We start from the raw sequence: 13,254 nt of genomic DNA on the forward strand, positions 1-13,254 counted from the left end.
TTTTGTATTTTCAAGTTATATGAGGCGAATGCTTAGCAATCTGAATCCGAAAGATGCCGGAGCAGATCCTCGAACTGCACACCTTCAATAACGGGAAGATTAAGCTCTTCGGAATGCTTTATGGCAAGCCCCACAAAATCTGCAGCGGAACGGCAGGCTTTCCAGGGATCTGTACCGTTCAGAAGCTTTGCGCTTATTATGGCACTGAAAAGATCCCCTGTGCCCGGTCTTCCGTTACCTGTACGGGGATTACGGATGAATCGGAGGTCTCCGTCGGTTTCGGAAAGGACATTTAAAAGCTGTTTTTGTCCTGCCTCGTTCTCTTCTTCTATTCCGGTTACTATGACGGCTCCCGGTGTTATATGGTGAAGGGCAGACAATAAAGAGTTAAAAACCATACCCTTGGCTGCGTCATGTTTGCATTCTTCCAGAGTTTCCCTTATGCCTTCGTAATCGAAATCGGTTAAGAGCGCAGCTTCAGTGAGATTCGGTGTCATAAGGTCAGCTTGCTTTGCAAGGGAAAGCATGGCTTCGATATGTTTTTCTGTCATATTACGGTAAAGGTTTCCGTTATCAGCCATTACAGGGTCAAGTATGACTATGACCCCGGGGTTTCTTGCTTTCTGGTCCTTTATGAAGTCTGAAATCATGGGATGTTCTTCTGTATCTCCGAGATATCCTATAAGGATCCCGTCAAAGATAAAGCCATTTTTTTTCCATGCATCAAAGAAATCTCCGAGATGATCTTTAAAGCCTGTTGCTGCTACGTCTTTATATGCCGTATGACTGCTAAGGATGGCTGTGGGTACAGGACAGCAGGTAACAGAAAGAGCCGATACAACAGGTAACTGTATGGATAGAGAACTACGGCCTATGCCGCTCAGGTCATTTATAACTGCAAGTTTTTTCATTTTGTGATAAGTCCTTTTGAACTGACCGGACGAACCGGTGACATTGAAAAGATCAGTATCTTCGTTGCGATTTTAGTTCATTGTATAAAAGAACATAACTGTCGTAACGTTCCCGGGAAATTTCATCTTTCTGCACAGCCTCTTTTACAGCGCAGTCTTTTTCTCCTATGTGGATACAGGTTTTGAAACGGCAGTTTTGTCTGTGACTCTCGAATTCGGGGAAATAGTACATAAGCCGTTCCGGATCGATGTCATTAACATAAAGAGAAGTAAAACCGGGAGTATCAAGCACATAGGTGTCGTTATCTATATAAAAAAATTCCGTATGTCTTGTGGTATTTTTTCCTCTCTCGATCTTACGGCTCAGTTCCCCGGTTTCCATATTGGCATCCGGGTGAATGAGATTTGTGATGGAGGATTTACCTACGCCGCTGGGGCCGGAAAGAACTGTGGTCTTTCCGCGGAGAACCTCCATGATCCTTTCGTAACAGTCCCCTGACTTTGTGCTTATTTCCAGAACTTTATAGCCTGCTCTTCTGTATATTTCCGGGATGAGCTCCGGGTGCTCTGCATGTATCTCCGGGATAGATAAGGCTTTATCTTTTTTCTTTTTCCACTTTGGAACGGATTCTTCTTCCGGCTCCTCCGGAAGGTCACCTTCCGGAACATCAATGAGATCGACCTTGTTGAAAAAAATGACCACAGGTATGTCCCGCTGTTCCATATGTATGAGAAATCTGTCCAGGAGACTCAGATTCGGGTCCGGATGCTTAAGGGCAAACACAACTACCGCTTGATCGATATTGGCAACCTCCGGACGTATCAGCTGGTTTTTCCTTGGAAGGATGCGGATAACGGAACCCTCACGCTCCTTTTCGCTGTCCTGGACGGGCTCAATCTCCGCATCATCTCCGACAAGAGGCTTTTCATTACGGTTTCTGAAGATGCCTTTGGCACGACATTCGTAGTCACCTTCTGAAGTATGAACGTAATAAAAGCCTCCTATTCCTTTGTAGATTTTTCCTTTTAAAGACATTTTTACCTCATGAATCTTGGTTTAAGTAACTTACTCCTCCGGGGAGAAAGCACATGCAAAGGAAGCGATGACAGTATCGGTGGAAGCATTAACAACCTCAACCACACCTGAAGGGATTCCTTCTTCGCCCTTTATAGTCGGGAATACAACCTGAAGCTCTGTTCCGATGGCGTAGGAACGGGCTTCCTGAAGAGTTCTGTAATGCTCTTCTCCGTTCACATCCTGACGGAGCCTTATGGACACCAGCATGGTTTCATTTGATCCCGGTTCCGCGCCGGATCCGAGGGAGACAGTGGTACTGATGGAACTGTACCAGCCGTTTTTGTCTGATGATGTTGTCGTAAGGTCCTGAGGGTCAACCGACTTAACACTGGCAATTCCGTTAGGACCTGCCGATACGGTAAAACTTATGGTGGTGCCCTTCGGTACAGGGGTTCCGGCTGCTATGGACTGTCCGGTCACTATGCCTTCTTCAACGGTATTGTCCGGGAGATAGGAAATATTTCCCGGTGTCAGTTCAAGCAGCGACAGGGCTGTAAGTGCATCCTGTTCTGAGTATTCCTTCAGATCCGGAACATTGACCACATTCGCATTAAGTCCTCTGGAGACCACTATTTCCAGCTTCTCAGAGCCTGAAGAATCCGGCTTGTTTGTACGGATCACATATCCTGCGGGAACCGTATCCGAGTATTCTTCTGTTACGCTGTAGGGAATGTCACGTTCCTTAAGGCGGGTCTCCAGATCCTGAAGCTTTGTTTCGTTGAGAGTGCTAAGGTCATAAGGATTGTTTTTATTGTAAAATACAATTGTCTGAGGACCCTTGGAGACGGTTACCTCTATGGTGCTTCCGGCAGCGTAATCCTTGTCGGGATAGCTGATGATAACACCCTCGTTGTAGGTGTCGGAATATTCCGCACCGGATGATAATATCCTGATGTTATACTCTCTGAGATCCTCTTCCGCTTCATCTATTGTAAGACCGATTATACCCTGAATACGGGTTTCAAGGGCGGAAATGGTAATGCTTACAGCAGTGGTTTCCTCTGTTTCTGCGACAGTGGTAGCTGCGGTTTCCAAAGGAGTGGTATCACGGGTGAAGAAATCCACCACATTTTTCCCTATGATCAGAACCAGTATCAGTATAGCGATGCCGCATATGACCGTGATGATGCGGGAAAGCATAATGTGATCTCTTATTATATTGTGATCATAAAGGAAACCCGGTATTCCACTGTAGTGAGGCTGCTCCGTTTTTGAATCTGACTGATTCTGCATGGACTTAAGGTCATCGAGTTCAGCAGGCGAAAGTACCCTCGTTTCATCCAGGTCCTCGGGGATTTTTCCCTCAAAGAAAGAACCGCCCGGATCCTTAATCGCTTTCTGAAGATCCTCTCTCAGTTCTCCTATATGCTGATAACGTCTGGAGGGGCGCTTCTGCATACACTTGAAGACGGCGATATCAAGTGCGGGATAAACATCAGGAACCAGGTCACGGACTCTCGGAATCTTATTTTCCATGTGGGCAAATACCACAGCAACTGAAGTGCTTCCGTCATAAGGCACCTTGCCTGTAAGCATCTCATATAAGGTGCAGCCGAAGCTGTATATATCAGATCTTTCATCAGCCTGTCCGGAACGAGCCTGTTCAGGAGAGATATAATGTACCGAGCCCATGACGGTTGTGTTTACTGTCTGCTGGGTGGCAGCTCTTGCGATACCAAAATCGGCAACCTTAACAGTGCCGTCATCGGATACGATCATATTCTGAGGCTTGATGTCACGGTGTACTATGCCGTTTTTGTGAGCCTGTTCAATGCCTCCCACTACCTGAAGTGCCAGAGCGACGGCTTCCTTGGAGTCCATGGCTCCTTTTCTCTGGATATAGGTTTTTAAAGTGATACCTTCCACAAGCTCCATCACAATATAGTGGAGCTTATCCTCGTGATTATCCACGATGTCGTAAACTGCAACGATATTGGGATGGTTGAGTTTTGCGGCAGCCTGAGCTTCATTCTGGAATTTCCTGATGAAATCTTCGTCTTCACAGTACTCTTCCTTCAGGACCTTGATGGCCACTGCACGGCCCATCTTGGTATCTTTGGCACGGTAAACAAAACTCATGCCTCCCTGACCGATGAGGGAGTCTATTTCATATCTGTCATCAAGGATCTGACCTTCCTGAATCATCATGACTCTACCTCCTCTCCGTAAGGGTCAACAAGTACGATGCCGATGTTGTCTTTTCCGCCGTTGATATTGGCGATATCTATAAGTGCCTGTACTTTGTTTTCGACAGAATTCCGTTCCCGGACGATGTTGCGGATGCTTTCATTATCCGCCATGTTGCTGAGTCCGTCCGAACACATAAGAAAATAGTCTCCATCAGACAGCTCAACCTCAAAGAAGTCGGCAGCTACTCTGGGTTCGATACCCACTGCACGGGTTATGATGTTTCTGGAATTAAGGTAATCCTGTGAACCACGGCGCATAAAGCCGCGTCTCACCATTTCTTCCACGTAGGAATGGTCCCTTGTGATCTGCTTTATGGTATTTCCGCGGATGATATAAGCACGGGAATCTCCGATGTTACTTACGGTGATGACATTATCATCAATAAATGCGGATACCAGAGTAGTACCCATACCGCTGTAATTTTCGTCTTCCATGGAAAGTTTGTACAGACGTTCATTTACAGAGGAAATGGCATTCTGTATAAGCTGAACAGAGGGAATGTCTTTTGGTGCTTCACTGATGTATTTTCTAAACTCTTCCACAGCAAAACGCGAGGCAAAATCACCTGCTTTATGACCTCCCATGCCGTCGGCCAGGAGGAAAAGATTAGGTAATGCCCCTACAGGCTTTGAAGTCGCAAAAACGTAGTCCTGATTCATACGTCTTTTACGGCCTTTGTCTGTCTTTGCAAAAAAGTCCATCATCTACTCCTTCGATAGGTAATCTCTTCGTAACTGTCCGCAGGATCCGGAGATATCCGAGCCCATTTCCCTGCGTATGGTGGCGGCGATGCCATTCTTTTCCAGGATATGCTGAAATGCTTCGATCTTGCTGCGGTCCGGACGTTTCCAGTCTCTTTCCTTTATGGGATTTACAGGAATGAGGTTCACATGACACTGAAGCTTACCCTTCTGTTTCATGCTGTGTATGAGGCGGACAAGCTGCTGTGCCTCATTTTTGTTGTCATTAACACCTTCGACAACCGAATACTCGAAGGTTACACGACGTCCGGTTTTCTCAAAATAATACTCTATTGCAGGCATTATCTCCGACAGAGAATATTTATTGGCTATGGGCATGAGGGTTTTACGGGTTTCATCATTTGGCGCATGAAGACTGAGAGCCAGGGTGATACCGTAATTCTCATCTGCCAGTTCTTTGATGCGGGGAACAATGCCGCAGGTGGATACGGTGATATTTCTGCGGGAAATATTGAGCCCGTTTTTATCGGAGATCATACGTATAAAACGGGTGAATTCTTCATAGTTGTCCAAAGGCTCTCCGGAGCCCATGATGACAATGTTGTCCACTCTTTCGCCGGTGTCTTTTTCCATCCGGTAAACCTGCCCGAGCATTTCACCGGATGTGAGGTTTCTGGCAAGCCCCTCCAGGGTTGAAGCACAGAACTTGCAGCCCATACGGCAGCCCACCTGGCTGGATATACATACGGAATTTCCGTGCTGGTATTTCATCCATACGGACTCAATCACATGACCGTCCTTCATACGGTTTATGAATTTTTTGGTTTCATCGATCCGGGAGGTGAGAACCTCAACGGTCTCCGGCAGTGTGGCATAGTAGTCCTCTGAAAGCTTTTCCCGGAGAGACTTTGGGAGATTGGTCATTTCGTCAAAACCGTCAGCAAGCTTCACATGAAGCCATTGATAAAGCTGTGTTGCGCGAAAGGACTTCTCCCCCATGCTTTCTATTAATTCTGTTAATTCCTTTATTTCAAGGTCACGTATATTTTTCATCCCAATAAATTTGTATATTTTTCCGGCATCTGATTTATTCTGAAGCCCTGCCTGAAACTCTGATCCTTCAGGCCTTCCTGAACACACAAAGGTAAAAGCCGTAAAGGTTTTCTTCTCTGGCTTTTCATACTTTTTTGAATACGCACAGGTAAAAGCCGTCGGAAGGTTCTCCCGGTAAGAACTTTTTCTCTTTATCCAGAGTGAAGCCCGGAAGGGAAAGTATGAAATCCCTGTTGTCTTCATTTTCCTCTTTGCTGAGTGTGCAGGTGGAATATATAAGCTTTCCGCCGGGTTTTACGTATTTTGTAACGGTGGTAAGGATCTCTCTTTGAAGTGTCTGCAGCTCCTTTATGCTGTTTAATGAAGTATTGAAACGGATGTCAGGCTTTTTGCCCATGATTCCAAGTCCTGAACAGGGGAGATCCGCCAATACGATGTCAGCTTTTCCGTTGCCGGACCCGTCCAGAAGTGCAGGGTCAGGAACTCTTGCATCAAACACCTTTGCGGAAATATTATCAAGGGAAAGACGTTCGATGTTTTCGTTGATAAGTGTGATCTTATCTTCGGTAAGGTCTCTCGCATCAACATGACCGGTTCCCTGAAGAAGCTCAGCTATATGACAGCTCTTCCCGCCGGGAGCGGCGCAAACGTCCACCACCAGATCTCCTGCATGAGGATCCGCTTCTATTCCGACCTGTTGTGAAGCATAATCCTGGACAGTTATATCTCCGCTCTTGAAAAGCTTTGTTTTTGAGATATTTCCATCCATCACTTCAGAGTGTCCATCCTTAAAACGTACATAGTTCTTTTTTGAACCCTTTAAAAACCAGTCAAGCATCTGCTCTGTGGTTTCTCTTCCGTACATTACCCTGAGATAATCATAGAGCCATAAAGGTGTACTCAGACGAATATAGGCAGGGGTCTTTCCTGTATGGGCAAGATCCTCGAATATGGTCTCCTTTTCTCTTGATATAGTCCGGAGTACTCCGTTAACGAAGCCGGACAGAAAGGCAATTTTTTTGTCGCTTTGTGATTTAATGAAGCTGACCGCCTCATTAATGGCTGCACTGTCAGGAACTCTGTCCATATACAGAATCTGATAAGAGGACATACGAAGAACGGTTCTTATCAGGGGATTCATATTCTTGGTGTGTGTTTTACTGTGCCTGTTCAAAATGAAATCGATCTGGATGGTATACTCTAGGGTTCCCTCAACGAGACGTGTGATGAAGCCGCGGTCACGTTCTGTCAGATTGGTGTATTTCTGAAGCTGTTCTCTCAGAACGATGTGGGAAAACAGCTTTTCCTCCAGGATTTTATTAAGGCTATAAATCGCAATAGACCGCGGTGTAACTGCGGTCTTTTCCTGAGACCTTCCGGCGTGCGTATGCGGGCGGGAAGATTTATTATAAGGTTTTTTAAAGGGCTTTTTATTTTCCATAAGATTCCTATCTTCTTCTTCTTCTTCCGCTTCCGCGTGTAAGTAAAACCAGACGTAAAAGCTGAAGAACTGAGGACGCGGCAGCTGCAACATAGGTTAATGCGGCAGCCTTGAGAACAGCCTTGATACCGTTGAGTTCGTTGTCATTTACCATACCGTACTCTGCCAGAGTCTGAACGGCTCTTCTGGAAGCGTCAAATTCAACAGGTAAAGTCAGAAGCTGAATTGATATGGCAACTGCAAATGTGATTATTCCGATCTGAACAAGAGATGTCATACTGATGATGAATCCGAATAATATCAGCGGAAGTGATACCTTTGACGCAATGGCACAAATCGGAGAAATGGTTCTTGTGAGAATCAGCGGCTGATATCCCCTTGCGTCCTGTATAGCGTGTCCGCACTCATGTGCAGCCACACCGATGGCAGCAATGGAGGTACTGTTGATGGTTGACTGACTGAGATTCAGTACCTTCTGACTGGGTACATAGTTATCGGTGAGACTGCCGGCGATGCCCTGGATTCTGACATTGTTAATGCCGTTTCTCTCAAGTATCATCTTGGCAGCCTGTGCTCCCGTAAGACCGGAAAAAGCCTGCACATGCGAATACTTCTCAAAGGTTGCCTGAACATTGTGGCTTGCGATCATGCTGAGAACCACACCTATCAAAACAAGAAAATAAGTCCAATCATATCCATAATACATCGGATATCCATACATAGTGATCACCTCCTGATATTAAAAACGATAGCCCTTAAGAAAATCAGCGGCTGTCATACGTTTTTTGCCTTCCAGCTGAAGTTCGTTGATCTTCAGAAAATCTTCTCCGCAGACGGCAATAAGATTTTTCTTATGATCTGTGAAAAGACGTCCCTCCATAGATTTATCGGAATTCTCCGGAGTCCTGTCTGAAGTCAATACGGCTGCTTCTTCAAATGCACCTGCATCAAAAAACTCTTTGGAAACTACATCTGCATCCCAGAGCTTCAGCTGTTTTCCGGAAAGGAAAGTGTAGGCTGATGGCCATGGATTAAGTCCGCGGATCTTTCTTTCTGTTTTTACTGCCGGCTCCGACCAGTTGATAAGACCGAAGGACTTTGTGAACATGCCTACCTTGGTTGCGGCATCATGATCCTGTGGAGTACGGGTAATGCTTCCGTCGGCAATCTTCTCAAGGGTTTCCACAATGAGTTCCCCGCCGAGAACAGCCAGCTTGTCAAAAAGACTTCCGCCGGTTTCCTTTGGATCCAGAGCTATTTTTTTGGTGAGAAGAATGTCACCTGTGTCCAGTCCCGCATCCATCTGCATGGTAGTGACACCTGTCTCAGGGTCGCCATTAAGGACTGCCCACTGGATGGGTGCAGCTCCACGGTATTTGGGAAGCAGTGAGGCATGAACATTGACACAGCCATACTTTGGAATGTCCAGGATTTCCTGAGGGAGTATCTGACCGAATGCAGTTACGACTATAACATCCGGTGCAAGGTCCTTCAGAAGCTTTTTGGCCTCCTCGTCGTTCCGTATTTTTAAAGGGGTGATGACCGGGATAGAATGACTTTCCGCGGCGATCCTAACGTCGCTTTTCTGTGCTTCCCCGTGACGTCCCTTCGGACGGTCAGGCTGTGTCACCACAAGGCTTATCTCATGTCCTGCTTTGTACAGTGCTTCCAGGGTGGAAACCGCAAAATCAGGTGTGCCCATAAATATGACTTTCAAAAGACTACCTCCCTATATACGTAAGATTTTTACCGTTTATCTCTGACATACAGATGCAGATCTATCCGGCTCCCTGTAATGAATCTTTATTTCTCGTCTCCGTAATCGTACTCTTCAAGATTTTCGTAAGTTACATCTTCCAGCTCACCTTCAACCTTTTCGGTATAAAGGATGCCGTGGAGATGATCGTTCTCATGAGCCATGGCACGGGCAAGAAGACCCTCTGCATCAAACTCATACTCTTCCATGTTAATGTCACAGGCCTTTACGTGTACCTTAAGCGGACGTGTTACAACGCCCTCCTTGCCGGGTACTGAAAGACAGCCTTCCTCTCCGGTCTGGCACTCCTCGCCTATGGCTGTTACAGTTGGATTGATGCATACGTAACGTTTGCCATCTCCGATATCAACAACAAAAAGCTGTCGAAGTATACCAACCTGCGGAGCTGCAAGTCCGACACCATTGGCATCATACATGGTTTCAAACATATCCATGATAAGCTCCTTTGTGCGGTCGGAAATATTTTTCAAAGGCTTACACTCCTTCTCAAGGATTGGGTCGCCGATTACTCTGATTGTTCTTAAAGCCATTTTTTACTCCATTCTGAAAATATAGTTTCTGTATCACATACCGGGGTTCAGGTGTATTTAACCGTAAACCTCCGGCACGTGGGATTTACTGAAGGTCATAGTTAAGCATAACAAATCCACGCTTGTCTTTTTCCCGGACAAGCGCAGTGAATCTGTCCCTTAACTGTATGATTATATCATGTCCGGGATGTTTAATATACACGATTTTTCGGTATATGTCATTCACCTTATATATACTTGCCTCAAGAGGACCGATAAACTCAGCATTTTTTCCGGAACACTCAGGCTTAAACAGCTCAGACACCGAATTGCTGATAAGTGTAAGCATTTCTTCGTCCTTCGAAAGGAGCTGTATGGTCATGAGGTATTCAAAAGGCGGATACCCCATTAGCTTGCGGAAGCTGATTTCTTTTTCGTAAAACAGCTTATAATTCTGAGTGGTTGTAAGAGCTATAGCGTAGTGATCCGGCTGATAGGTCTGGATAATGACATTGCCGGGGCCTCCTGCCCTGCCTGCTCTTCCCGCTGCCTGGGTGATAAGCTGAAATGTTCTTTCGGAAGACCGGAAATCCGGTGCCGAAAGACTTAAATCTGCGGCTATAAGACCTACCAGGGTCACATCCGGGAAGTCGTGTCCCTTTACGATCATCTGGGTTCCTATAAGTATGTCTGCCTTATGATTCCTGAACTGTTCCAACAGCCTTTCGTGACCGCCCTTGTTTTTGGTGGTATCTGCATCCATGCGGATCACAACAGCTTCGGGAAATGTCTTTTTCACAAGGCTTTCAAGTTTTTCGGTTCCGAAGCCAAAGGGCGCAAGATAAGGGCTTCCGCAGCCCGGGCATTTTTTCATAAGGGGTGTCTCATGCCCACAATAGTGACATCGAAGTATCCCATCCCTGTGAAGAGTCAGGGAAACGTCGCAGTGAGGGCATTTTATGGCCTGTCCGCAGCTTCTGCAGGATACGAAGCTGCTGTACCCTCTTCGGTTCATGAAAAGCATGATCTGCTGATGGGCTGAAAGCTTTTCCTTTATGAGTTCATAAAGTCTTTCCGAAAAGACACTGCGATTTCCGTTTTCAAGTTCAGTCCGTAAGTCGATTATCTCGGTTTCGGCGAGATCTGAACCCAGTCTTGCTCTCCTGTGAAGTTCAAGAAGAGTGATATTTTCCTTCAGGGCATCTGTGTATATTTGTACCGAAGGGGTGGCGGAACCGTATAAAACGGGACATTGGCTCAATTTTGCTCTTTGGAAGGCAACCTCCCGGGTTTCGTATCTGGGTGCCGTTTCTGATTTGTAGGCACCTTCGTGCTCTTCGTCCATGATTATGATGCCAAGCCTGTCAAAGGGAGCGAATATGGCTGAACGGGGTCCCACCAGGATGTCGACTTCCCCTTTCTCACATTTCATATACTGCTCGTAACGCTCTCCCATGCTCATGCGTGAATTCAGTATCGCCACACGACCTTTAAATCTTGTAGAGACTCTTATAACAGTCTGGTATGTGAGGGAGATTTCAGGTATGAGCATTATGACTTTATAGCCGGACCTTATGACCTCCTCCATTACATGAAGGTATACTTCGGTTTTTCCTGAACCGGTTATTCCGTGAAGAAGATACCGGGGTACATCCTTTATGCCGGTGTCCCTGAGTCTTTCAGAGTCCGGGATGGATTCTTCAGGTGATTCCGCAGCGGATTCTGAAGTGTTCCGGCACTTCCTGAAGCCGTCGATCACAGTATCGGCAGCAGCCTTTTGTTCGGGATTCAGCTCATGGTAATCATCCTTTTCATCCTGATACCTTAAAAGAGGATCTATACGACGGGAATTCTTTCGTACGGCGCGTTTTACCGGAAGCACGGTTTTCAGACACTGGATAAGAGTTGTCCCGTATTCGGTTGACATCCAGGAAGCAAGACTTATGAGCTGTTCCTTAACGGATATCGCGTTATTCAGAACCTCTTTGATATCTTTTACACGGGCGGGATCGTAATCCACGGTTTCAGTAAGGCCTATTACATAACCTGTTTTTTTGGCATTAGAAACACCAAAGGGGATAGAAACTCTATCCCCGGCGTTTACCTTCATTCCTTCAGGTATTCGATATGTATAAGCTCTGTCCAGAGCTTCGTTTGTAATATCTACTATGATCTTTGCGTACATTTATACAATATCCTGTTTAAAGGCTTTAACGATCTCGGTAAGCTTCATACTGTTGGAACCCTTGAAAAGTATCACATCCTGATCCTTTGCGATGGCTTGTATAGTGTTTTTCAGCTCTGAAAAATCGTTGAAATATTCTATGGTTGGTTTTTTGCCGGCCCTGTTCCTGATATCACTGTCACCAAGCGAAATGTCGGGAGCATCAAAGGCTGCGTTTATGCCGTCACCTATAGATGCGGCTCTTTCACCGTAAAGAAATACTACATCAATAGGAAGAGCAGCAAGGTAAACGCCTACCTCGCGGTGATAATCCAAAGTATTCTCCCCAAGCTCAAGCATATCTGCAAGAACTGCTATCTTACGGTTTCCTTCAAGCTGCGATAAGGTGTCAAGACCGGCCTTCATGGAAACCGGTGATGCGTTGTAGGCATCGTCGATGATTGTGACGCCGTTTTTGGTTTTAAAGGTTTCTCCGCGGCCTGTGACGCCGGTAAAGGACATGAGTTTATTCTTTGCCTCTTCCGTATCCACGCCGGCAAATTCTGCTATATGCATGGCCGCCGAAGCATTCTGAAGCATGTGATCACCCTTGACGGAAAGTGTCAGAGGATAGTCATCCCTGGAATACTGTCTTATGGTGAGACTGATATCCTTTGCTATTCCGAAGTCATGGATACTGTCGAGGGTAAGACTGCTTAAAATAGGGTCGTCCGCATTGACATAAAGGATACCGCCGTCAGGTGTACCGTCAAGGATATGAAGCTTCTCCCGGAGAATGTTCTCCTGGGTTTTAAGCTGCTCTATATGTGCGATGCCGATATTGGTAATGACCGCGGCATCCACACAGGCGATCTGAGCGATTCTTGTCATCTCTCCCGGCTCCGACATTCCAAGCTCGATAACCGCAATATCTGCTCCTGAGCGGGCCATCTGGAACATTGTAATAGGAACCCCAACCTGAGAGTTTGCATTGCCGGCGGTCTGAAATACCTTTTTTCCGGCACTGAGTGCCGTGGCTATCATGGTTCTGGTGGTGGTCTTTCCCACGGAACCTGTTACTCCTATAACAGTGCCATGGAACTTAAGACGCTCCATGTAACCTATCTCCTGAAGGGCCTCTTTAGTATCATTTACCTGATAAAACCTTACATCCGGATATTTTTCCTTCAGTGGGGAGATATCTCTCGAACTTAAAACGGCAACGGCACCGTTTTGTATGGCCATGTCGATATAGTCATGTCCGTCACTGCGTTCGCCGATGATGGGAACGAACAAGGCATGGTTCATTTGTTTTCTGGAGTCAAGAACTATCTCCTCTATGTCATCATCTGTAAAACCAAAGCTTTTATCTGCGGTAATCATAAAATGTCCTTCTTAGAATAGTTTATCGGGTTTGAGATACCCGGTTG

General features: G+C 46.1%; 11 protein-coding genes. All 11 read right to left on the bottom strand.

What is annotated here, in order from left to right; all coding sequences use genetic code 11:
• Positions 1-32 precede the first annotated feature (32 nt).
• The 11 genes from G625_RS0106735 to G625_RS0106785 all read right to left on the bottom strand — a co-directional run bounded on the left by G625_RS0106735 (position 33) and on the right by G625_RS0106785 (position 13,207).
• A complete protein-coding gene (locus G625_RS0106735; RefSeq protein WP_029200509.1) occupies positions 33-911 on the bottom strand; it encodes a pyridoxamine kinase in 879 nt (292 codons plus the stop codon).
• Between the two features lie 52 nt (positions 912-963).
• Positions 964-1,947 (bottom strand): ribosome small subunit-dependent GTPase A, encoded by a 984-nt coding sequence (rsgA, locus tag G625_RS0106740; RefSeq protein WP_029200510.1) that lies wholly within the window; start codon positions 1,945-1,947, stop codon positions 964-966.
• Positions 1,948-1,977: 30 nt separating this feature from the next.
• Positions 1,978-4,134 carry a Stk1 family PASTA domain-containing Ser/Thr kinase gene (gene pknB / locus G625_RS0106745; protein ID WP_029200511.1) on the bottom strand — a complete coding sequence of 719 codons (2,157 nt, stop codon included), beginning with the start codon at positions 4,132-4,134 and terminating at the stop codon, positions 1,978-1,980.
• Entirely contained in the window at positions 4,134-4,880 is a 747-nt protein-coding gene (locus G625_RS0106750) for a Stp1/IreP family PP2C-type Ser/Thr phosphatase (protein WP_029200512.1), read from the bottom strand. The genes pknB and G625_RS0106750 overlap by 1 nt, the downstream gene beginning before the upstream one ends.
• Positions 4,881-4,883: 3 nt before the next feature.
• Positions 4,884-5,933, bottom strand: coding sequence for a 23S rRNA (adenine(2503)-C(2))-methyltransferase RlmN (gene rlmN, locus G625_RS0106755; RefSeq protein WP_029200513.1), 1,050 nt, complete (start codon positions 5,931-5,933; stop codon positions 4,884-4,886).
• Positions 5,934-6,057: 124 nt separating this feature from the next.
• On the bottom strand, positions 6,058-7,374 hold the full coding sequence (locus G625_RS18745) for a transcription antitermination factor NusB (protein WP_049895775.1): 1,317 nt from the start codon (positions 7,372-7,374) through the stop codon (positions 6,058-6,060).
• A gap of 7 nt (positions 7,375-7,381) precedes the next feature.
• Complete coding sequence (locus G625_RS0106765; RefSeq protein WP_029200514.1) at positions 7,382-8,095, bottom strand: zinc metallopeptidase; 714 nt, start codon at positions 8,093-8,095, stop codon at positions 7,382-7,384.
• Between the two features lie 18 nt (positions 8,096-8,113).
• Positions 8,114-9,091 (bottom strand): methionyl-tRNA formyltransferase, encoded by a 978-nt coding sequence (gene fmt, locus G625_RS0106770; protein WP_029200515.1) that lies wholly within the window; start codon positions 9,089-9,091, stop codon positions 8,114-8,116.
• An 86-nt stretch (positions 9,092-9,177) separates the two neighbouring features.
• Positions 9,178-9,681 (bottom strand): peptide deformylase, encoded by a 504-nt coding sequence (gene def / locus G625_RS0106775; RefSeq protein WP_029200516.1) that lies wholly within the window; start codon positions 9,679-9,681, stop codon positions 9,178-9,180.
• An 85-nt stretch (positions 9,682-9,766) separates the two neighbouring features.
• Positions 9,767-11,845 (bottom strand): replication restart helicase PriA, encoded by a 2,079-nt coding sequence (gene priA / locus G625_RS0106780; RefSeq protein WP_029200517.1) that lies wholly within the window; start codon positions 11,843-11,845, stop codon positions 9,767-9,769.
• Positions 11,846-13,207 (bottom strand): UDP-N-acetylmuramoyl-tripeptide--D-alanyl-D-alanine ligase, encoded by a 1,362-nt coding sequence (locus G625_RS0106785; RefSeq protein WP_029200518.1) that lies wholly within the window; start codon positions 13,205-13,207, stop codon positions 11,846-11,848. It abuts the gene before it with no gap.
• Positions 13,208-13,254: the final 47 nt, after the last annotated feature.

Source organism: Oribacterium sp. NK2B42 (assembly GCF_000424445.1).
Taxonomy (GTDB): domain Bacteria; phylum Bacillota; class Clostridia; order Lachnospirales; family Lachnospiraceae; genus Oribacterium.

Bases quoted from the DNA above. Each gene is read 5' to 3' on its own strand.
- G625_RS0106735 (WP_029200509.1), bottom strand. From the start codon at position 911: ATGAAAAAACTTGCAGTTATAAATGACCTGAGCGGCATAGGCCGTAGT.
- def (WP_029200516.1), bottom strand. From the start codon at position 9,681: ATGGCTTTAAGAACAATCAGAGTAATCGGCGACCCAATCCTTGAGAAG.
- G625_RS0106765 (WP_029200514.1), bottom strand. From the start codon at position 8,095: ATGTATGGATATCCGATGTATTATGGATATGATTGGACTTATTTTCTT.
- G625_RS18745 (WP_049895775.1), bottom strand. From the start codon at position 7,374: ATGGAAAATAAAAAGCCCTTTAAAAAACCTTATAATAAATCTTCCCGC.
- pknB (WP_029200511.1), bottom strand. From the start codon at position 4,134: ATGATTCAGGAAGGTCAGATCCTTGATGACAGATATGAAATAGACTCC.
- rsgA (WP_029200510.1), bottom strand. From the start codon at position 1,947: ATGTCTTTAAAAGGAAAAATCTACAAAGGAATAGGAGGCTTTTATTAC.
- G625_RS0106750 (WP_029200512.1), bottom strand. From the start codon at position 4,880: ATGGACTTTTTTGCAAAGACAGACAAAGGCCGTAAAAGACGTATGAAT.
- priA (WP_029200517.1), bottom strand. From the start codon at position 11,845: ATGTACGCAAAGATCATAGTAGATATTACAAACGAAGCTCTGGACAGA.
- rlmN (WP_029200513.1), bottom strand. From the start codon at position 5,933: ATGAAAAATATACGTGACCTTGAAATAAAGGAATTAACAGAATTAATA.
- G625_RS0106785 (WP_029200518.1), bottom strand. From the start codon at position 13,207: ATGATTACCGCAGATAAAAGCTTTGGTTTTACAGATGATGACATAGAG.